The organism is Kribbella sp. NPDC049174 (assembly GCF_043197365.1).
In the GTDB taxonomy this organism is placed as follows: Bacteria; Actinomycetota; Actinomycetes; order Propionibacteriales; family Kribbellaceae; genus Kribbella.
On record NZ_JBICSZ010000017.1, the window covers coordinates 69,760 to 89,599 of the forward strand.

At 69.6% G+C, this 19,840-nt stretch carries 13 protein-coding genes; 11 read left to right on the forward strand and 2 right to left on the reverse strand.

Going from position 1 to position 19,840, the window contains the following annotated elements; translation table 11 throughout:
* Positions 1-167: 167 nt before the first annotated feature.
* The 4 genes from infC to ACGFIF_RS42730 all read left to right on the forward strand — a co-directional run bounded on the left by infC (position 168) and on the right by ACGFIF_RS42730 (position 2,453).
* Positions 168-857, forward strand: coding sequence for a translation initiation factor IF-3 (infC, locus tag ACGFIF_RS42715; protein WP_393163414.1), 690 nt, complete (start codon positions 168-170; stop codon positions 855-857).
* An 85-nt stretch (positions 858-942) separates the two neighbouring features.
* Positions 943-1,137, forward strand: coding sequence for a 50S ribosomal protein L35 (rpmI, locus tag ACGFIF_RS42720; RefSeq protein WP_360538422.1), 195 nt, complete (start codon positions 943-945; stop codon positions 1,135-1,137).
* 78 nt (positions 1,138-1,215) lie between these two features.
* A complete protein-coding gene (gene rplT, locus ACGFIF_RS42725; protein WP_337011588.1) occupies positions 1,216-1,611 on the forward strand; it encodes a 50S ribosomal protein L20 in 396 nt (131 codons plus the stop codon).
* A gap of 23 nt (positions 1,612-1,634) precedes the next feature.
* Positions 1,635-2,453 (forward strand): TrmH family RNA methyltransferase, encoded by an 819-nt coding sequence (locus ACGFIF_RS42730; RefSeq protein ID WP_393163370.1) that lies wholly within the window; start codon positions 1,635-1,637, stop codon positions 2,451-2,453.
* Between the two features lies 1 nt (position 2,454).
* Here ACGFIF_RS42730 and ACGFIF_RS42735 read toward each other — a convergent pair whose 3' ends face one another.
* Complete coding sequence (locus ACGFIF_RS42735) at positions 2,455-3,159, reverse strand: TetR/AcrR family transcriptional regulator C-terminal domain-containing protein (RefSeq protein WP_393163372.1); 705 nt, start codon at positions 3,157-3,159, stop codon at positions 2,455-2,457.
* 55 nt (positions 3,160-3,214) lie between these two features.
* Here ACGFIF_RS42735 and ACGFIF_RS42740 point away from each other — a divergent pair, with 55 nt between their 5' ends.
* The 7 genes from ACGFIF_RS42740 to ACGFIF_RS42770 all read left to right on the forward strand — a co-directional run bounded on the left by ACGFIF_RS42740 (position 3,215) and on the right by ACGFIF_RS42770 (position 19,299).
* Positions 3,215-4,744 carry an MFS transporter gene (locus tag ACGFIF_RS42740; protein ID WP_393163374.1) on the forward strand — a complete coding sequence of 510 codons (1,530 nt, stop codon included), beginning with the start codon at positions 3,215-3,217 and terminating at the stop codon, positions 4,742-4,744.
* Between the two features lie 132 nt (positions 4,745-4,876).
* On the forward strand, positions 4,877-5,986 hold the full coding sequence (pheS, locus tag ACGFIF_RS42745; protein ID WP_393163376.1) for a phenylalanine--tRNA ligase subunit alpha: 1,110 nt from the start codon (positions 4,877-4,879) through the stop codon (positions 5,984-5,986).
* The gene (locus tag ACGFIF_RS42750) at positions 5,986-8,610 is read left to right on the forward strand and encodes a phenylalanine--tRNA ligase subunit beta (RefSeq protein ID WP_393163378.1); all 2,625 of its coding nucleotides are present in this window, start codon (positions 5,986-5,988) and stop codon (positions 8,608-8,610) included. Before pheS ends, ACGFIF_RS42750 begins: the two co-directional genes overlap by 1 nt.
* A 5-nt stretch (positions 8,611-8,615) precedes the next feature.
* A complete protein-coding gene (locus ACGFIF_RS42755) occupies positions 8,616-10,160 on the forward strand; it encodes a gamma-glutamyltransferase (RefSeq protein ID WP_393163380.1) in 1,545 nt (514 codons plus the stop codon).
* A 71-nt stretch (positions 10,161-10,231) separates the two neighbouring features.
* Complete coding sequence (locus ACGFIF_RS42760; RefSeq protein WP_393163381.1) at positions 10,232-11,203, forward strand: glycosyltransferase family 2 protein; 972 nt, start codon at positions 10,232-10,234, stop codon at positions 11,201-11,203.
* Positions 11,200-13,410 carry a hypothetical protein gene (locus ACGFIF_RS42765; RefSeq protein ID WP_393163383.1) on the forward strand — a complete coding sequence of 737 codons (2,211 nt, stop codon included), beginning with the start codon at positions 11,200-11,202 and terminating at the stop codon, positions 13,408-13,410. Before ACGFIF_RS42760 ends, ACGFIF_RS42765 begins: the two co-directional genes overlap by 4 nt.
* A 102-nt stretch (positions 13,411-13,512) precedes the next feature.
* A complete protein-coding gene (locus ACGFIF_RS42770) occupies positions 13,513-19,299 on the forward strand; it encodes an Ig-like domain-containing protein (protein WP_393163385.1) in 5,787 nt (1,928 codons plus the stop codon).
* Positions 19,300-19,319: 20 nt separating this feature from the next.
* Here the strand turns inward: ACGFIF_RS42770 and ACGFIF_RS42775 are convergent, their stop codons facing one another.
* Positions 19,320-19,838: a GNAT family N-acetyltransferase gene (locus ACGFIF_RS42775; RefSeq protein WP_393163387.1), complete on the reverse strand. Its 519-nt coding sequence runs from the start codon at positions 19,836-19,838 to the stop codon at positions 19,320-19,322.
* Between the last annotated feature and the right edge of the window lie 2 nt (positions 19,839-19,840).

Here is a 19,840-nt window from a genome sequence, read left to right on the forward strand (position 1 = left end):
AGCCTTTCCGGTGTCTCGGCGATCGTACGGCGTACCTCCCGCAAGGGTTGGAGCGCCGTCGATCTGGGAATTGGGCCTTCGTGTGATCGCACGAGGGCCTTCGTCGTTTCCGGGGGTCAACGGCGGTCGCGAGGTGGCACGAAAACGAGCACAACCCAGGAGGACCCATCACCATTGAACTGCGCGTCAACGAGCGCATCCGCGTTCCCGAGGTGCGACTGGTCGGACCGAACGGTGAGCAGGTAGGCATCGTCCGGATCGAGGACGCACTTCGGCTGGCACAGGAGGCCGATCTCGACCTGGTCGAGGTCGCGGCGACCGCCCGGCCTCCGGTCTGCAAGCTGATGGATTTCGGCAAGTACAAGTACGAGACCGCGCAGAAGGCGCGCGAGTCCCGCCGGAACCAGACCAACACGGTCATCAAAGAGATGAAGCTGCGGCCGAAGATCGACCCGCACGACTACGAGACCAAGAAGGGTCACGTCGTCCGGTTCCTGCGTGCCGGGGACAAGGTCAAGATCACCATCATGTTCCGCGGACGTGAGCAGTCCCGCCCGGAGCTCGGCTTCCGGCTGCTGCAGCGGCTGGCCGAGGACGTGAGCGAGCTCGGCTTCGTCGAGTCCTCGCCGCGCCAGGACGGCCGGAACATGATCATGGTGCTCGGACCGCACAAGAAGAAGTCCGAGGCGCGCGTGGACGTGGAGGCCGAGAAGGCGAAGCGGAAGGCCGAACGTGAGGCCGAGGTGCAGGCGGAGCGCGCCGAGCGTGCCGAGCAGGTTCAGGCTCACGAGGCCGAGCGCGCCGCCGGCGCCACGAAGAAGCCGAAGGGTCCGGCAGACAACCTCGACCCGGAGTGACGAATCGCTCCGGCCGCACGGCTGCTGCCGGAGCACCGTCAACCGAAGATCGAGTCAACGAAAGATAATCAGGAGTACAACAGCCATGCCGAAGATGAAGACCCACTCGGGGATGAAGAAGCGCGTCCGGATCACGGGCTCGGGCAAGCTGCGCCGCGAGCAGACCGGCAAGCGTCACCTCGCCGAGGCGAAGCCGACCAAGCGCAAGCGTCGCCTGTCCGGCACCGTCGAGGTCGCGCCGTCGCACGTCAAGAAGGCCAAGAAGCTTCTCGGCATCTGAGTACCACCTCCCCCCGAACACCCCCGCCGGGTGGGCACCATCTTGTCTCCGGCGCAGAAATACAAGGAGTAACACCTCATGGCACGCGTGAAGCGGGCAGTCAACGCCCACAAGAAGCGCCGGGTCGTACTCGAGCAGGCCAGCGGCTACCGCGGCCAGCGCTCGCGGCTGTACCGCAAGGCCAAGGAGCAGGTCACCCACTCGCTCGTCTACGCCTACCGGGACCGCAAGGCCCGCAAGGGTGACTTCCGCAAGCTGTGGATCCAGCGGATCAACGCCGCGGTCCGCGCCGAGGACCTGACCTACAACCGGTTCATCCAGGGTCTGCGCCTGGCCGAGGTCGAGGTGGACCGCAAGATCCTCGCCGACCTGGCCGTCAACGACCCGGCCGCGTTCTCCGCGCTGGTCCAGGTGGCCAAGGCGGCGCTGCCGGCCGACGTGAACGCGCCCAAGAGCGACGCCTCAGCGGCCTGAGCAGCACCTCAGATTGCACAGTAGTGGCGAGCCCTGGTCTGCTGACCCCGCAATCCGTGCGGATCAAGCAGGCCCGGAGGCTCGCCACTCGTGCGTTCCGGCGCAAGTCCGGGCGCTTCCTGGTCGAGGGCCCACAGGCCGTCCGGGAAGCCCTCGAGCACCGCGAACTCGTCCTCGAGGTGTACGCCGAACCCGACGTCGCCACCCGCCATCGCGATCTCCGCGACCTGGCCGGCGCCGCCGACGTGCCGTGGTTCGAGGTCAACCGCGCGGCGATCGAGCTGTTGAGCGAGACCGTCACCTCCCAGGGTGTCGTCGCCGTCTGCTCGCTCGTCGACGCCCCCTTGGACGAAGCGGTACGACGTACTGCCCGACTGGTCGCGGTCGGCGTCCAGGTCCGTGATCCCGGCAACGTCGGGACCCTCATCCGTACGGCGGACGCGGCCGGCGCCGATGCCGTCGTACTGTCGTCGGAGTCCGTCGACCCGCACAACCCGAAGGCGGTCCGGGCCAGCGTCGGCAGTGTCTTCCACCTGCCGATCGCAGTCGACGTGGACGTCGCCGGGGCCGCCAAGTCGTGGCGCGATCAAGGCCTGCAGGTCCTCGCGGCCGACGGGTACGGCTCCACCGATCTCGACACCTGCATCGACGACGGCACACTCGCCAAGCCCACGGTCTGGCTCTTCGGCAACGAGGCCCACGGCCTCCCCGACGGGTACGACGCCATCGTCGACCGCTCCGTGAAGGTCCCGATCTACGGCCGGGCCGAGTCCCTCAACCTGGCCACGGCCGCCGCTATCTGCCTCTTCGCCTCGGCCCGGGCCCAGCGCCGTACCGACTGAGCTACTTCGCCACCCGGGTCTCGAGGCCGTCGAGGAGGGCGTCGAGCCCGAAGACGAACGATTCGTTGAGTGTCGAGTCGACGTCGCGGGTGGCCCGCCGCCGGACGGACTCCAGCATCTCCGGGTGGCTGGCCGAGGCGGCTTCGGCCTCGTGCAGCATCTGGCCGGCCCAGTCGTTCAGCGGCCGGCCGGCTTTCCGGCTCATCTCGCGGGTCGCGACCTCGGCGCTCGCGGTGCCGAGCACGTAGGACATCACGCTGCCCATCGCGTAGTCGACGTCGCGATCGGAGAACCCGGCCGCACCGAACAGGACCAGGCCGCGGGAGCCGAGGTTCAAGGCGTTCGGACCCATGCTCGGCCGGGTGTACATGACCTCGGGGAGCCAGGGATGCCGGAGGACGGCCGAGCGCAGGCTATGGCCGAACAGCAACGCACCGGCCCGCCAGCCCGCGAGCTCCGGCTCCGGTACGTCGATCTCGCCCCAGATCTCATCGATGAGCAGGTCGATCAGGTCGTCCTTGGTCGGTACGTGCCAATAGAGGCTGGTCGCGCCGGATCCGAGCTTGGCGGCCAGTTTGCGCATGCTCAGCCCGGCCACGCCCTCGGAGTCCAAGGTCTCCATCGCGGCCTGCACGATCTGCTCCCGGCTCAGCGTCTCCCGAGCGGGTGCGGCGGCCCGGGTCCGGGTCCAGATCGATTCCTTCATGGACCCATCCTAGCCCGGACTCGCACACCGTACGAGTTTGTCGTACAGTGTGCGAGTGACTAGTACACCGTTCGAGTCCACCGCGACCGGTCACCCGCGACGCTGGTGGATTCTGTTGATCCTCTGCCTGGCCCTGATGGTGCTGGTGGTCGACAACACCGTGCTGAACCTGGCCATCCCGTCGCTGATGCGCGACCTGGACGCCACTCCTGCCGACGTGCAGTGGATCATCGACGCCTACATCCTGGTGTTCGCCGGCCTGCTGCTGACCGCGGGCAGCCTGTCCGACCGGTTCGGCCGGCGGAAGATGCTGATCATCGGGCTGGTGCTGTTCGGGCTGGCGTCGCTGCTGGCCACGCTGGCGTCCAACCCGTGGCAGCTGATCGCGTGCCGCGCGCTGATGGGTGTCGGCGGTGCGCTGCTGATGCCGAGCACGTTGTCGCTGCTCTTCACGGTGTTCCCGCCGGAGGAGCAGCGCAAGGCGATGGCCGGCTGGTCGATGGTCGCGATGGTCGGCGTGGTTGCCGGTCCGACGGTCGGCGGCGTACTGCTCGAGCACTTCTGGTGGGGCTCGATCTTCCTGCTGAACGTGCCGATCGCGGTACTGGCGATCATCGGTACGGTCGCGCTGATCCCGGAGTCCCGTGGTCCGGCGCGCAACGTCGACCCGGGTGGTGCGGTGTTGTCGATGGTCGGCATGACCGCGGTGGTGTGGGCGATCATCTCCATCCCCGCCGAAGGGCTCGGCTCCGCGAAGGTGCTCGGCGGGTTGGCCCTCGGTGTGGTCGCGCTGACCGGGTTCGCGTTGTGGGAGAAGCGGAGTGCGCACCCGATGGTGCCGCTCGCCTTGTTCCGCGACCGGAACTTCAGCGGGACGAGCTTCTCGATCGTGCTGCTGTCGTTCACCGCCGGTGGGTTGCTGCTGGCGCTGACGCAGTACTTGCAGTTCGTGCTCGGGTACACCCCGTTGAAGGCCGGCCTGGCGCTGATCCCGTACGCCGCTTCGGCGATGCTGTTCAACGGTCTCGGCGCGACGCTGGGTAAGAAGCTGGCCGATCGGACGCTGATCGCGACCGGGCTCGTAGTGATCGCGGCGGGCTTCGGGATCCTCACTCAGGTCAGTACGACGTCCGGCTACGGGCTGCTGATCGCCGGGCTGCTGGTGATGGGCGTCGGCGGTGGTCTGGCCGGCCCAGCGGCGTACACCTTGCTCATGCAGTCGGTGCCGGCTGAGCACCGTGGCGTCGGGTCGGCCATGAACGACACCGTCCAGCAAACCGGTGCCGCTCTCTCGGTCGCCGTACTCGGGAGCGTGCTGGCCGCGGCGTACTCGTCGTCGCTGCCCGAGTCGGTCCCGGAGGCCGCTCGCAAATCCATCGCCGAGACCCTCGCCCTCGGCCCGGACTTCGTCGCCGCCGCCCGGAACGCCTTCACTGACGCCATGTCGATCGCGATGACGGCCGGCCTCTTCGGCGCCCTGGCCGGCGCCTTGGTCGCGCTCGTCGCCCTACCCCGCCGCACGGCGGACAGCACCCCGGAGGAGGCCACGCGGGAAGAGTCCGCGAGTACCACAGCAGCCTCCTGACAGATTGTTTCTGTTCCCAGCCCGCCCGGCGCCGCAAGCGTCGGGCGGGCTGCCTGTGGACAGCCGATTCACGCTCGGGGGCCGGAGGTTCCTAGACTGCTTCCGCAGAAGTTCCGAACCCGAGAGCGAGCCATGTCCGGTCCCAACACTGATTACGACCCGGTCGAAGTGACGCCGTTGCACGCCGAAGAGGTGGAGCGGACCCGGGACGAGGCGCTGAAGGCCTTCGCCGAGGCGGCCGATCTGGCCGCCCTGCAGGAGGCGAAGGTCGCGCATCTGGGGGAGAAGTCGCCGATCGCGCTGGCCAACCGCGAGATCGGCGCGCTGCCGCCGCAGGGCCGCAAAGAAGCCGGCCAGCGGATCGGCGCGGCCCGGAAGGCGATCAACGAGGCCTTCGCGGCCCGGCTCGCGGTGCTCGAGGCCGAGCACGAGGAGCGGATGCTCGCCACCGAGCGGGTCGACGTGACGCTGCCCTGGCCGACACCCGAGCTCGGCGCCCGGCATCCGCTGTCGCTGATCTCCGAGCAGATCGCGGACGTGTTCACCGCGCTCGGCTGGGACGTCGCCGAAGGCCCGGAGATCGAGGCCGAATGGCTGAACTTCGACGCCCTGAACTTCCAGCCGGACCACCCGGCCCGGCAGATGCAGGACACGTTCTTCGTCGAGCCGGCCGGTTCCGGCACCGTGCTGCGGACCCACACCTCGCCGGTGCAGGCCCGCTCGATGCTGACCCGCAAGCCGCCGATCTACGTGATCTGCCCGGGCCGCGTGTTCCGCACCGACGAGCTGGACGCGACCCACACGCCGGTCTTCTACCAGGTCGAAGGCCTGGTGGTGGACGAGGGGATCACGCTCGCGCACCTGAAGGGCACCCTCGACCACTTCGTCGTCTCGATGTTCGGCGAGGGCCTGGAGGCCCGGCTGCGGCCGAACTTCTTCCCCTTCACCGAGCCGTCGGCCGAGGTGGACCTCAAGTGCTTCGTCTGCCGCGGCGCGTCCGTCGGCAACCCGGACCGCCCGTGCCGCACCTGTGGCAGCGAGGGCTGGATCGAGTGGGGCGGCTGCGGCGTGGTCAACCCGCGTGTCCTGCAGGCCTGCGGTATCGACACCGACCGGTACTCGGGCTTCGCCTTCGGTATGGGCCTGGAGCGGACGCTGATGTTCCGCAACGGGGTCGAGGACATGCGGGACATGGTCGAGGGTGACGTGCGGTTCAGCCGCCAGTTCGGGATGGAGATCTGATGCGGGTCCCACTGTCATGGCTTCGTGAGTACGTCGACCTCCCGGCCGGTGTGAGCGGTCGCGATGTCGCGGAGAAGCTGATCCGGGCCGGCCTCGAGGTGGAGACCGTCGAGGAGTCGGACCTGTCCGGCCCGCTGGTGGTCGGCAAGGTGCTGACGTACGAGAACGAGCCGCAGAAGAACGGCAAGACCATCCGCTGGTGCTCGCTCGACATCGGCAAGGACGAGCCGCAATGGGTCGTCTGCGGTGCGGACAACTTCGAGGTCGGCGACCTGGTCGTCGTCGTGCTGCCGGGTGCGGTCCTGCCGGGTGGGTTCGCGATCTCCGCGCGGAAGACCTACGGGCACGTCTCCAACGGGATGATCTGCTCCAGCTCGGAGCTCGGCCTGGGTGACGACGGCTCGCACGGCATCGTCGTCCTGGAGCCGGGTGAGGCCACGCCGGGTGACGACGCGATCGAGCTGCTCTCGCTGCACGACGACGTACTGGACATCGCGGTCACGCCGGATCGGGGCTACTGCCTGTCCATCCGTGGTGTCGCGCGGGAGGCCTCGACGGCGTACGGCGTGACGCTCAAGGACCCGGCCGACCTGGAGCTCGACGGGGACCAGAAGGGCGGCTACCCGGTCCGGATCGAGGACGAGCACGGGTGCAGTGTCTTCGTCGCCCGGACCGTCACCGGGATCAACCCTGACGCGACATCGCCGCGCTGGATGCAGAAGCGGCTGCTCGCGTCGGGGATGCGGCCGATCTCGATCGCGGTCGACATCACCAACTACGTGATGCTCGAGCTGGGCAACCCGATCCACGGCTACGACCAGAGCCTGCTGTCCGGTGAGATCGTGGTACGGCGGGCGCAGCCGGGGGAGAAGCTGGTCACGCTCGACGACCAGACCCGCGAGCTCGACCCCGAGGATCTGCTGATCACCGACGGCTCCGGCCCGATCGGCCTGGCCGGGGTGATGGGCGGCGCGACCACCGAGCTGTCGCCGACCACCCGCGACGTGGTGATCGAGGCGGCGCACTTCGACCCGATCGTGATCGCCCGGACGTCGCGCCGGCACAAGCTGTCCACCGAGGGCTCGAAGCGCTGGGAGCGGGCCGTCGACCCGAGCCTGCCGCGGTACGCCGCGCAGCGGGTGGCGAACCTGCTCCGCGACCTGGCCGGCGGCACCATCGAGTCGGCCGAGACCTTCATCGACGTGCACCCGCTGCCGGAGCCGGTGACGTTCCGGGCCGACCATGCCGCCCGCGTCGCCGGTGCGCCGATCACCATCGAGGAAACCGTCCGCCACCTCGAATCCGTGGGTTGCAAGGTGGTCCCGGCCGAGCCGGGAGCGCGCCCGGCACCCCTGGCCGCGGGCGTTCATGCACCGGCGCTCGTTGTCGAGCCCCGCCCTGGCTCAGCCGATCCGGCTGCTGTTGGGGCGGCGGCATCCGGCGAGGCAGCTGCGGTCAGCGTCGCGGGTCTCGCGGGCGACGACCTGCTCACGGTGACACCGCCGTCGTGGCGGCCGGACCTGCGCGACCCGAACGACTTCGCCGAAGAGGTCATCCGGCTGTTCGGCTTCGACAACGTGCCGTCGATCCTGCCGTCGGCGCCGGGTGGTCAAGGCCTGACCGTGTCGCAGACGCGCCGCCGCCGGATCGCGACCGCGCTGGTCGGCGCCGGGCTGACCGAGGTCGTCTCGTACCCGTTCGCCGGTGACGCCGACTTCGACGCGATGGGGCTGCCGACCGACGACCCACGTCGTACGACGGTCAAGCTCGTGAACCCGCTGTCCGACGAAGAGCCGTCGATGCAGACCACCCTGCTCGCGACGCTGCTGCGGACCGCCGAGCGCAACGTCGGCCGCGGCAACACCGACCTGGCGATCTTCCAGACCGGCCTGGTCTTCCTGCCCAAGTCAGAGTCGAAGCCCGCGCCGCTGCCTTCGGTCGCGCAGCGCCCGAGCGACGCCGAGATCCAGTCCCTGGACGACGCCCTGCCGGACCAGCCGCTGCACCTCGGTGCGGTGCTGACCGGTGCGCGGACGCCGACGGGATGGTGGGGCAAGGGCCAGTCGGCCAGTTGGTCGGACGCTGTCCAGATCGCCCGGACCGTGGCGACTGCGGTCGGCGTCGACCCGGTCGTGCGCAACGTCGAACTGGCGCCGTGGCACCCGGGCCGGTGCGCGGAGTTCTCGATCGACGGCAAGGTGGTCGGTCACGCCGGCGAGCTGCATCCGAAGGTGTGCCAGGCGTTCGGGCTGCCCGCGCGGTCCGGTGCGGTCGAGCTCGACCTCGACGCACTGATCGCGGCCGGCCCGTCGTCGGTCACTGCCACGCCGTTCTCGTCGTACCCGGTGGCCAAGGAGGACGTGGCGCTCATCGTCCCGGCCGACGTGGCCGCGGCGGACGTCGAGGCGGCGCTGGTCGAGGGGGCGGGCGAGTTGCTGGAGTCGATCCGGCTGTTCGACCTCTACACCGGTGAGCAGATCGGCGCGGGCAAGAAGTCGCTCGCGTTCGCGCTCCGCTTCCGGGCGCCGGACCGCACCTTGAAGGAGAACGAGGTGGCGGACGTGCGGCAGGCCGCGGTCCAGGTCGCGGTCGACCGCTTCGGCGCAGTCCAACGGGTCGGCTGAGTCTCATGGCCGGGCACCCGCGGGTGGCGGTCGCGGCGCCCAACGCGGCGGCAGCCGAGGCGGGCGTTCGGGTGGCGGCCGAGGGCGGGAACGCGGTGGACGCGGCGATCGCGGCCACGCTGGTGACGATGGTGAACGAGATCGGCGTGGTGTCGCCGGCCTCGGGCGGTTTCGTCACCCTGCAGGTGGCCGGCGGCGAGGCCGTCACCATCGACGGCTGGGTCGAGATGCCCGGCCGCGGCCTGTCGACCGATCGGTTCGGCCGCGGCGTCTGGGACATCACGACCGACTACGGCGGCGGTACGACGACCACGGTCGGCCACGGCTCCGTCGCCACGCCCGGCGGGATGAAGGCCCTCGATCTCGCGCACCGGCGATCCGGCCAGGCGCCGTGGCGTGAGGTGGTCCAGCCCGCGATCGACGTGGCTCGGCAGGGGTTCCCGCTGAGCCGGACGTCGGGCTACTACCTCGGGTTCACCCACGAGATCATCTTCGGCTGGCACCAGCCGAGTCATCGGGTCGTGCACGACGAGGACGGCGCGGTGATCAAGGCCGGCAGTACGGTCGTCATCCCCGAGCTGGCCGAGGCGCTCGAACTGATCGCCCGCGATGGCGCCGAGACGATGTACACCGGCCAGCTGGCCGAGCTGCTCATCCGCGACATGGCCGAGAACGAAGGCATTCTCACCGCGGAGGACCTCGCTGCGTACGAGGCCGTCGTACGCCCGGCCCTGATCGTTCGGCAGAACGGGTGGCGACTCGCGACCAACCCTCCGCCCGCGGTCGGGGGAGTCGCCGTGGCCGCGATGCTCGCGCTGCTGGACGGCGTACCGGCTGACGGCAGTTGGACCCAGTCGGAGCTCGAGCGGCTGATCGAGGTGCAGCACGCCGTGCTCGGGCAGCGGTTGGCGGAGCTGGACGAGGAGGATCAGCGGCAACTGGAGGGCAAGAGGCTGCTCGACCTCGCTGCGTCCGGTGATCTGCGGGCGCTGAGCTCACCCAGTACGGCGACTGTCTCGGTGGTGGACGACGAGGGCGACGCCTGCGCGATCACCGTGTCGTCCGGCTACGGCTCGGGCGTGCTGACGCCGGGCACCGGGATCTGGCTGAACAACGCGCTCGGCGAGCAGGAGCTCCTCCACGGCGGGCCGCACAGTCTGGCGCCGGGCACGCGGCTGACCTCGAACATGGCGCCGAGCGTCGCCCGCCGGGAGAGCGACGGTGCGGTGCTCGCGATCAGCTCGCCCGGATCGGACCGGATCCCGACCGCGCTGGCGCAGGTCTACGCGCTCTACACGCACGGCGGACTGCCGCTGGCGGAGGCAGTCGAGCATCCGCGGCTGCACGTACGGGTCCGGGAGGACGTGGTGGTCGACTACGAGGACGAGCTGCCGGTCTCCGGTTCGACCGCGCTGCCGTCCCGGCCGATGCCGCCGCATTCGATGTACTTCGGTGGGGTCGCGGCCGCCTTCTGGGATCCGGCCGACGGACTGCTCGCGGTCGGGGACCCACGCCGGACCGGGGCCGTCGCGATCTCGCCGCCACTCTGATCGTGCCCATCATCCGACTGCGTCGTTAGTAAGGTCATCCCTTCGACACCCTGAACTGGAAGGTCTGCAGCATGCGGGACACGGACCCCGAGCTCTCCGTCGTCGTACCGATGTACGACGAAGAGGAAGTGCTGCCGATCTTCTTCGACCGGATGCACCCGCTGCTGGACGGCCTCGGGATCAGCTACGAGTTGCTGGTCGTCGACGACGGCAGCCGGGACAAGACGGCCGCGTTGCTGCTCGAGGCCGCGAAGGACTGGCCGCAGCTGCGCGTCGTCCGCCTGCTGCGGAACAGCGGTCACCAGGCAGCGCAGTCGGCCGGCTTCCGCCGGGCCCGCGGCCGGTACGTCGTCACGATCGACGCCGATCTGCAGGATCCGCCGGAGATCATCGCGGACTTCTTGACGACGGTCCGCAACGAGGACGTCGACGTCGTGTACGGCGTACGGTCGGACCGGTCAAGCGACTCGTGGGCGAAGCGGACGACGGCCCGGCTCTACTACCGGCTGATGTGCCGGCTGGTCGGCAAGGACATCCCGTTCGACGCGGCCGACTTCCGGCTCGTCTCGCGCCGCGTCGTCGACGCGGTCAACTCCCTACCCGAGGACGGCCGGGTCTTCCGGCTCGTCATCCCGTGGCTCGGCTTTCCGAGCACCGAGGTGAAGTACGTCCGGGCCGAGCGGGCCGCGGGGACGACGAAGTACAACCTGTCCAAGATGCTCCGGCTGGCCTTCGACAGCGTGACCGCGTTCTCGGCTGCCCCGCTGCGGTTGGCGACCTGGCTCGGGCTGCTCGGTGGCGTGATGTCGGGGCTGTTCGTCGTCGGTGCGTTGATCATCAAGCTGACCGGCCGCGGCATCCCGGGCTGGACGTCGACAGTGCTGGCCGTGAGCGTGATCGGCGCGATCCAGTTGCTATGTCTCGGTCTGCTGGGTGAGTACGTCGCCCGGTTGTTCCAGTCGAGTCAGCGCCGGCCGCAGTTCCTCGTCGGCTACGACAGCCTCGAAGACCAAGGGCACCAGGAACCGGTACACCACCGATGAGGCGGTCCCTCCCGTGGCTGCTGCCGTTCTTGGCGGCGGCCGTGGGGCTCATGGCGATCGACGTTTCGCCCGGACCCATCGTCAAGTACGCCGTCTACTTCGCGCTGGCGATCGCGCTCCCGGGCACCCTCCTACTGCGCGCGGCCTGGCGCAGTACGGGCAACTGGGCCGAAGACCTCGGCCTCGGCTCGGTCGTCGGCGCGACCTGGCAGCTGATCGGCTGGGCCGTGTTCACTGCGCTCGGCTGGCAGCGCTGGCTCATCGTCTGGCCCGCGTTGGTGTTGGTTGCCTTCGCCTCGGTACGACGCTTGCGCAGCAACTGGCGGATCACGCAGCCGGAGCCGTTGCCGGTGCTGTGGACCTGGGGGCTAGCGGTCGCGTCGGCCGTTGTACTCGGCGCAACCACCTTGGGCGTGATGGCCTTTCACGAGCTGCCGCCGCAGGGGTCGGCGTACTACCAGGACTTGCTCTATCACCTGTCGATGGTGAACGAGTTGATGCGGGCGGTGCCGCCGGAGCTGCCGCAGGTGGCGGGGGAGCGGCTCGAGTACCACTGGTTTGCCAACGCGGACATGGCTGCGGCGGCGGACATCACCCGGCTGACGCCGATCGTGGTGCTCTTCCGGCTGTGGCTGCTGCCGTGGCTCGTGGTCGCGTTGCTGGTGTCCGCGACACTCGCGCGGACTGTGAGTCGCACCTGGTGGACCGGCGTACTCGCGGCCGTCGCGTTGGCCGCTCCGCAGCTGTACCTGTTCTTCGACACGAGCGTGAACCTGTCCGCGCCGTTGAGTTTCCTCAGTCCGTCGCAGACGTTCGGCATGGTGGCGTGTGTCGCGGCGGCGGTGTTCCTGATCGAGCTGCTGTTCCGGGGTGCGCGGGGCTGGTTGTGGGTGGTCACTTTCGCGGTGGCGATCCTTGGCGGTGGGTCCAAGCCGACGGTGTTGCCGATTCTGGTCGGGGCGGTGGGGCTGGCGGCTGTGGTGATGCTGGTGCAGACGCGGCGGCTGCCGGTGCGGGCGGTCGTGGCAGGAGCGCTGCTGGTGGCGACCGGGGTCGGGACGATGCTGACGGTTGCCGGGAGCACCAGTGGGTCGGGGCTGCAGTTCCTCGCCGTACTGAAGTCGAGCGGTGACTACGCCGCCGCGACCGGGGATATGACGCCGGCGGGGGAAGGCGGTCTGGTCCTACCGGCGCTGACGCATGGTGCGGTGGTAGGGACGCTGGTGCTGCTCTGTGTGCTGCTGATCAATCAGTCAACTGCCGTGGTCGGGTTCGGAGTACTCGGGAAGCATCGGCAGGAGCCGGTCGCCTGGTTCCTGGTCGGTGCGCTGATCGCGGGTTGGGCGGGGTACCTGCTGATCGACCATCCATCGGTGAGCGAGTCGTACTTCATCCACACCGCCATCCCGTTCGGTTTGGCAGCGGCCGGGTGGCTGGCCGCGACGATCGTTCGCGACCTCCCGGCGCGCACCAGGGCACGTTCGGTGGTCATGGCGCTCGCGCTCGGCACGATCTGTGCTGGGTTGCTGCTGGTGGCCGATGCGAAGCCTGTCGGCTCGCAGCGGCACCAACTGCTCCTGGTCGCCCGGCCGTTACTGGTGATCCTCGTGCTGGCCGGGCTCTGGTGGTTGCTGCGACGACGGCCGGGCGCAGGGCTGGTCGTCGTACTGGCGCTGCTGACTGTTGTGCCGATCAAGTCGTTCGCGCAGAGCGCCGTACATGGTGACACCGAGCGGGCGCAGAGGTTCACGGCGGCCCGGTGGTGGGTGTATCCGGACGAGGAGTCGGCGGCGCTGTGGCTCGGGAAGAACTCCGCACCGACCGATGTCGTCGCCGCGAACACCTGGTGCCGCCCGGCCGGCAAGCAGACGCCGGGATGTGACGCCCGTGGCTACATCGTGAGTGGGATCGCCGGGCGCCGGACGTTGATCGAGGGCTGGGCGTACACGAACGAGGCGATGGCCGAGCAGGGTGTCGGCGGACGGCGATACACCGAGCAGCCGTCGCCGTGGCCGGAGCGGGTCGCGCTGACGACCGAGGCCCTCACCGCGCCGACACCGGACCTGCTGCGGCAGTTGCGGGAGGAGTATCACGTGCGCTGGCTGTACGCCGACGCCCGCGACGGGACCGTGTCACCGGCGCTGGACCGGCTGGCCGTACTGCGACACAGCGTCGGCAAGGTCCGGATCTACGACCTCGGAGAGTGATTACCCCGTAACATCGAGTCGGCGTAGACCGTTACCTCTACGCCGGCCCGCCCGCCACGACCTCAGCACGTGCACTACGTGAATGCTCGGGAGGGCGGCTACATGCGGGCAACACGACCGGGCCTGTCCATCGTGCTGGCGGCCGGCCTCGTCTCGCTCACCAGCATCGATGCGGCGGCCTATCAGGTGCCCTCGGCACCTTTCACCCAGGGTGACACCGCGACGGCGACCATGCCGGGGTCCGGGCTTGGGCAGACCATCACCGTGACCGGCCAGACCGAGTTGCTCGACGCAACCACCGCCGGCGTCCGCGGCACCGGCCCGACGACGTACGCACCGCCGATCGCGCGTACGACGCCCGCGCAGGATCTCCTGGTCAACACCGGGACCTGCGCGTCGACCGGGAGTTGCGGCGACCGCGGCACGGTGACGATCGCGTTCAGCCAGCCGGTGCGCAATCCGGTCCTGCACTTCGCCGGCATCGGCGGCGCCGTCACCCAGACCGTCAGCGGCAAACCCACCGCCCAGTCCGAACTGCATTCGATCCTCAAGCTCACCACCGCCGGCCTCAGCCTCAGCAAGGTCGGCGCGGGCAACAACCTCACCGTCACCAGCGACACCGTCACCGCCACCAACCACGGCGCGGGCCCGAACTGCATCAACAACAAGACCGGCACCGGCCCGGACGCCTCCGCGACGGCCGCCTGCGGCTCGGTCCGGGTGAACGGGGTCGCCACCAAGATCACCTTCGACCTCACCGCGTTCTTCACCAAGCACCCGACGCTCCCGGCGTTCAACACCACGTCCTCCGGCGATGCCTTCTCCGTCCTCGCCTCCACCGGCGAAGACTTCGGCGACGCCCCGGCGTCGTACGGCGCGGCCTGGTCGGTGCTCAGCGACGTACGGCTCGGCAAGGACGTCACCGAGGACAACGCGGCCGTCGCGAACGGCACCACCGGCCCGACGACTCCCGACCAGGCCGACGACGGCGTCACCTTCAAGCCGCTGCGGACCAACTCCGCGGCGTACTCCGCCGAGCTGGCGCTGGCCGGCGCGTCGAAGGCCGGCCGGGCCTGCGCGTGGATCGACCTCGACCGCGACGGAACCTTCGAGCCGGCCGAACGCGTCTGCACCACCTTCGCCTCCGGCCAGAGTGCCGTCACGCTCAACTGGGCCAAGTACACCCGCCCGGCCCCCGGAGCGTCGTACGCCCGGGTGCGAGTCGGCTACAACAACGCCCAGCTCGACAAACCGACCGGCGCCGCCGACTCCGGTGAGGTCGAGGACCACTCGATCCTGATCGCGCCGCCGCCCCCGCCGATCCTGCTCGACGACAAGGCGACGGCCGCGTTCAACTCCGGCCTCACGGTCGACGTGCTCGGCAACGACAAGCCGGGCGATCCGGGGACGCCGCTCAAGCCCGGCTCGCTGTGTCTCGTCGACGACGACGAGTGCGTGGTGATGGTGAACGTGGTCGGTCAGGCCAAGTACGTCGCGAAGCCGGACGGCAAGATCGACATCGAACCGGTGCCCGGGTTCTTCGGCCCGGCCAAGCCGGTCACCTACCGCGTTGCCGACAGCAACGGCACCGCGGCGACCGCGAAACTCACCCTCACCGTCGCCCTCCCGGCCCGGCCGGTCGCGACCCCGGACACCGCGACCACCCCGCAGAACGTCAGCATCGCGCTCAACCCGCTCGGCAACGACCGCACGGCCCCCGGTGTGAAGCTGGTCCCGGCCTCGGTCGTCGTCCGCGATCCGGCCGACGCCACCTTCAAGAAGAAGGTCGTCATCGCGGGCGAGGGCCAGTACGTCGTCAAGCCGAACGGCGGCGTGGACTTCGTACCGCTGCCACGCTTCACCGGCGTCGGTACCCAGCTCGGCTACCGCGTCACCGACAGCACCAAGCAGACCGCCGAGTCCACGCTGACCGTCACGGTCACGCCGGTCACGCCGACCGCGAACGGGGACTCGGTCTCGACGGCGTTCGACACCGATGTCGTGGTACCGGTGCTGGACAACGACCTGCCCGGCTCGCCCGATGCTCCGCTGGATCCGGCCTGTCTCCGGCTGGTCGATCCGGTCAGCAAGAAGCTGGTCGACAAGGTGACCGTCGCGCGGCAGGGCGCGTACCTGGTGGCCGGCGGCAAGGTGACCTTCCAGCCGGTGCGTGGCTTCAGCGGGGTCGGTACGCCGCTGATCTATCAGGTGCTCGACAAGAACGGCACGCCCGCGCGGGCCGCGCTCACCGTGTCCGTCGACGCGCCCGGACCGCCGGTGGCGAACCCGGACACGATCACGACGCTCCAGGGTGGTTCGGTCGTGGTCGGCGTACTTGACAACGACAAGGCCGGACCGACCGGGTCGGCGCTGGTGCCGGACAGTGTGCGGCTGATCCCGCCGACGCGTGGTGAGCCGGCCACCACCCTGATCGTGGCCGGCCAGGGCAAGTACACCGCCAAGCCGGACGGCAAGATCCTGTTCGAACCGGTCCCGGTCTTCAGCGGCGCGACGAAGCCGGTGACCTACCAGGTTGCTGATGGCAACGGTGCGATCGGCCGGTCGACACTCACGGTCAAGGTGACCAAGGTGCAGCCGGACGCGTCGGACGACATCGCCAGTACGGCGTACGACGCGAACGTGACTGTGGCCGTGCTGACGAACGACAGCGCGGGCGACCCGGCGGTGCCGCTGGTCCCGAGCAGCGTCCGAGTGCTCGACCCGAAGACGCAGGAACCCAGGACCGCGGTCGTCGTCGACGGCGAGGCGTCGTACACGGTGACACCGGACGGGAGGATCGAGGTCGACCCGCTGTCGACGTACACCGGTGTCGCGGCGCCGATCACCTACAGCGTGTCCGACGTGAACGGCACCCTCGCGTCCGCGACGCTGACCGTCACCATCGCGAAGCCGTCGGCGCCGACCGCGAAACCCGACACGGGGATCAGCAAGCAGAACGTGCGGCTGCTGCTCGACCCGCTCGCCAACGACACGGCCGGCCAGGGCACCGGGCTCGATCCGCTCAGCCTGGTGCTGATCGACCCGGCCGACGGATCGATGAAGAAGCTGGTGAAGATCCCGGGCCAGGGCAGCTACCAGGTGAGTCCCGAGGGCACGGTCATCTTCGACCCACTGCCGGGCTTCACGGGGACGGCGGCCACGCTGACCTACCGGGTGTCGGACTGGTTCGACCAGGCGGCGCGGTCGACCATCACCGTCACGATCACGCCGATCACGCCGGTCGCGGCCGACGACGTCGCGACGACGCCGTACGAGAAGACCGTCGCGGTGAAGGTGCTGACCAACGACAAGCCGGGGGACAAGTCGGCGCCGCTGGTGCCGGGGAGTCTGCTGCTCACCGATCCGGCCGACGGATTGCTCAAGGCAACGGTCACGATCCCGAACGAAGGTGTCTACGCCGCCGCCGGGGGAGTGGTCACCTTCGATCCGGGTGCGACGTTCCGCGGCCCGGGCACTCAGCTGACCTATCAGGTGGCCGACAGCAACGGCACGCTGACCACGGCCAAGCTGTGGATCACCGTCGGCCTGCCGCCGGTCGCGGTCGCCGACACCGCATCGACGCTGCAGAACGTCACCGTGACCGTGAACCTGCTGTCCAACGACAGCCCGGGCACGGACGCCAAACTCGACCCGTCATCGGTCGGCCTGCTCGATCCGGCCGCCCGGACCACCGGCTACGTGAAGAAGGTGACCGTCGCGGGGCAGGGCACGTACACGGTCCAACCGAGCGGTGGCGTCGTCTTCGATCCGCTGCCGACGTTCCGCGGGAAGGCCTTGGCGATCAACTACCGCGTCGCCGACTCGAACCAGAATCTCGCCGTCTCGACGCTGACCATGAACGTCACGCCGGTCTGGCCGGTCACCGTGGACGACTCGGCGATCACGCCGTACAACCAGGCGATCACCGTGAACGTGCTGGCGAACGACGAGGCCGGCGACCCGTCCGCACCGCTGGTCCGGTCGAGCCTGATGCTGAAGGACCCGGCCGGCGGGTATCGCAAGACCGTCACGCAACCCGGTGAGGGGACCTACACCGCGGCGGACGACGGGACGATCGCCTTCACGCCGGTCAAGGACTACCAGGGTGTGACGACGCCGGCGACGTACCGGATCACCGACGACAACGGGACGACCGCCGAAGGGCTACTCTTCCTGACCGTCGGCAAGGGTCCGCGGGCCGCAGCCGACACAACCACGACGAAGCAGAACGTCACCGCGACCGTCGACCCACTCGCCAACGACGAGGCCGGGACCGATGCGCAACTCGAGAAGACCTCGGTCCAGTTGTACGGCGTGAGCACGCGGAGCTGGGGGCGGGCGGCAACGATCCCCGGGCAGGGCGTGTTCACGGTGAACGAGGTGACCGGGCGGATCACGCTCGACCCGGTGCCGACGTACCGCGGTGTCGCCTCGATCGCCTACCGGGTGACGGACTCGAGCCGGAACACGGCCGCGTCGACGGTCACGGTAGCGGTCCAGCCGATCGTGCCGGTGGCGGCGGATGACGCGATCGCGACGCCGTACAACACCGCCGTGACCGTGGCAGTGCTGAAGAACGACAAGCCGGGCGATGCGTCGGCGCCACTGGGCGAGGTGCGATTGATCGATCCGGCGACCGGTGATGCGGTGCCGTCGTTGGAGGTCCCGGGGCAAGGCACGTTCGTGGTACAGCCTGATGGCGGCATCCGGTTCGCGCCGGTGGACGGGTTCGTCGGCGCCGCGACGCCGGTCGGGTATCAGGTTGCCGACCGCAACGGGACGGTCGGTTCGGCCGCGTTGACCGTCACGATCCAGCCGCGACCGGTGGCGGCACCGGATGCGGCGCGGACCAAGCAACACGTGCCGGTGACGATGGACCCGCTGGCGAACGACAAGCCGGGTCCGGGTGCGTCGCTGGATCCGGAGACACTGCTGCTGATCGGTCCGGATGCGGCGCTGGTCGGCCAGGTGACAGTCGCGGGCGAAGGCGACTGGGTGGTGGCCAAGGGCAAGGTGACGTTCAGTCCGGTGGCGACGTTCACCGGGACCGCCCGGCCGGCGGCGTACGTGGTGAAGGACAGCGACCGGAACGCAGCCCGCGCGGCGATCACCGTGACGGTGGCGCCGGTGCGTCCGGTCACTGTCGACGACAGCGCCCGCACCGGCTTCGGCAAGCCGGTCGTCGTCTCGGTGCTGGGCAACGACAAGGCGGGCGACTCGTCCGCGCCGCTCGTGCCGGCTTCCGTCGTACTGCGGGATCCGGCGGACGGCAAGGACAAGAAGTCGGTGACCGTTCCGGACGAGGGCGGTTTCGTGGTCGGCGTGGACGCCGCGATCACCTTCGCCCCGGCCAAGGACTTCATCGGTACGACGCGAACCGTCGCCTACCGGGTCACCGACGCGAACGGCACCTCGAACGCCGCGCTGCTGGAGGTCACCGTGGCCGCGCCGATCCTGGCCAAGGCGACGACCGACACCGCAACCGGCGCTCCGGGGAGTCCGGTCGCCGTCAACCCGCTGCTCAACGACAGCGGCGCACCCGACCCGAGCACGGTCTGCCTGCGGACGGGACCGGCCACTTGCTCGAAGCGGGTCACCGACGCGTCGGGGACCTGGTCGGTCGCGAAGGACGGGACGATCAGCCTCACGCCGGCTGCTGGATTCACCGGCAACGCCAAGGCGATCTACCAGCAGAGCGATGCCGGCGGCGGCACGGTCGCGGCGCCGGTAAAGTTCACGGTCGGCGCGCAGCCGGCCGCAGATCTGCGATCGGTCAACCGGGTCGAGATCCCGGCGACAGGAGGACCATCACCCATGCTGCTGACACTCGGCGCGTTGCTCACCGCCTTGGGCGCGACGATCGCCGCGATCTCGCGCCGGTCCCGCTAGCGGTCCATCACCTCATCCCGTCAGAGGTCCTGAACGAGCATGACCTCGTCGCGGTAGTCGTCCGCCGCCACGCGGACCGCCCGGGGATGACGGCCGACGATCCGGTAGCCGAGCGGCTCGTAGAACTTCTCCAGGCCGAGACCGTCGCGGATCGTGAGCTGCAGCTGCTCCAGGCCGAGGTCGACCGCCGAGCCGCGCAACCCCTCCATCAGCAGCCGGCCGGCGCCGCCGCCCTGGTGCTTCGGGTGGACCATCAACCGCAGCACTGTGCGCCAGTGGGCCTGCAACGCGCTGCCCCGGCTCACGAGCAGGCCCATACCCACGTAGCGCTCACCGTTGTGCAGCACGCCCAGCAGATCCAGTCCGCCCGCGACCCGACCCAGCGCTTCGTCGAGCGTCTCCGCCACCAACTCCACCGGTGCCGGCGCCGTGAACCCGACCGCACCACCCGCGTCGGTCGCCGCGATCCACGTGTCCAGCAGATCCGCCCGCAACCCCGGCTCCAGCACCTCATCCGGCTCCACCACCAGGTACTTCACAG

What these genes read in the sequence shown, in the direction of transcription:
- ACGFIF_RS42760 (WP_393163381.1), top strand. Translation starts at nt 10,232, where the DNA reads ATGCGGGACACGGACCCCGAGCTCTCCGTCGTCGTACCGATGTACGAC.
- ACGFIF_RS42750 (WP_393163378.1), top strand. Translation starts at nt 5,986, where the DNA reads ATGCGGGTCCCACTGTCATGGCTTCGTGAGTACGTCGACCTCCCGGCC.
- ACGFIF_RS42765 (WP_393163383.1), top strand. Translation starts at nt 11,200, where the DNA reads ATGAGGCGGTCCCTCCCGTGGCTGCTGCCGTTCTTGGCGGCGGCCGTG.
- rplT (WP_337011588.1), top strand. Translation starts at nt 1,216, where the DNA reads ATGGCACGCGTGAAGCGGGCAGTCAACGCCCACAAGAAGCGCCGGGTC.
- ACGFIF_RS42735 (WP_393163372.1), bottom strand. Translation starts at nt 3,159, where the DNA reads ATGAAGGAATCGATCTGGACCCGGACCCGGGCCGCCGCACCCGCTCGG.
- pheS (WP_393163376.1), top strand. Translation starts at nt 4,877, where the DNA reads ATGTCCGGTCCCAACACTGATTACGACCCGGTCGAAGTGACGCCGTTG.
- ACGFIF_RS42755 (WP_393163380.1), top strand. Translation starts at nt 8,616, where the DNA reads ATGGCCGGGCACCCGCGGGTGGCGGTCGCGGCGCCCAACGCGGCGGCA.
- ACGFIF_RS42770 (WP_393163385.1), top strand. Translation starts at nt 13,513, where the DNA reads ATGCGGGCAACACGACCGGGCCTGTCCATCGTGCTGGCGGCCGGCCTC.
- rpmI (WP_360538422.1), top strand. Translation starts at nt 943, where the DNA reads ATGCCGAAGATGAAGACCCACTCGGGGATGAAGAAGCGCGTCCGGATC.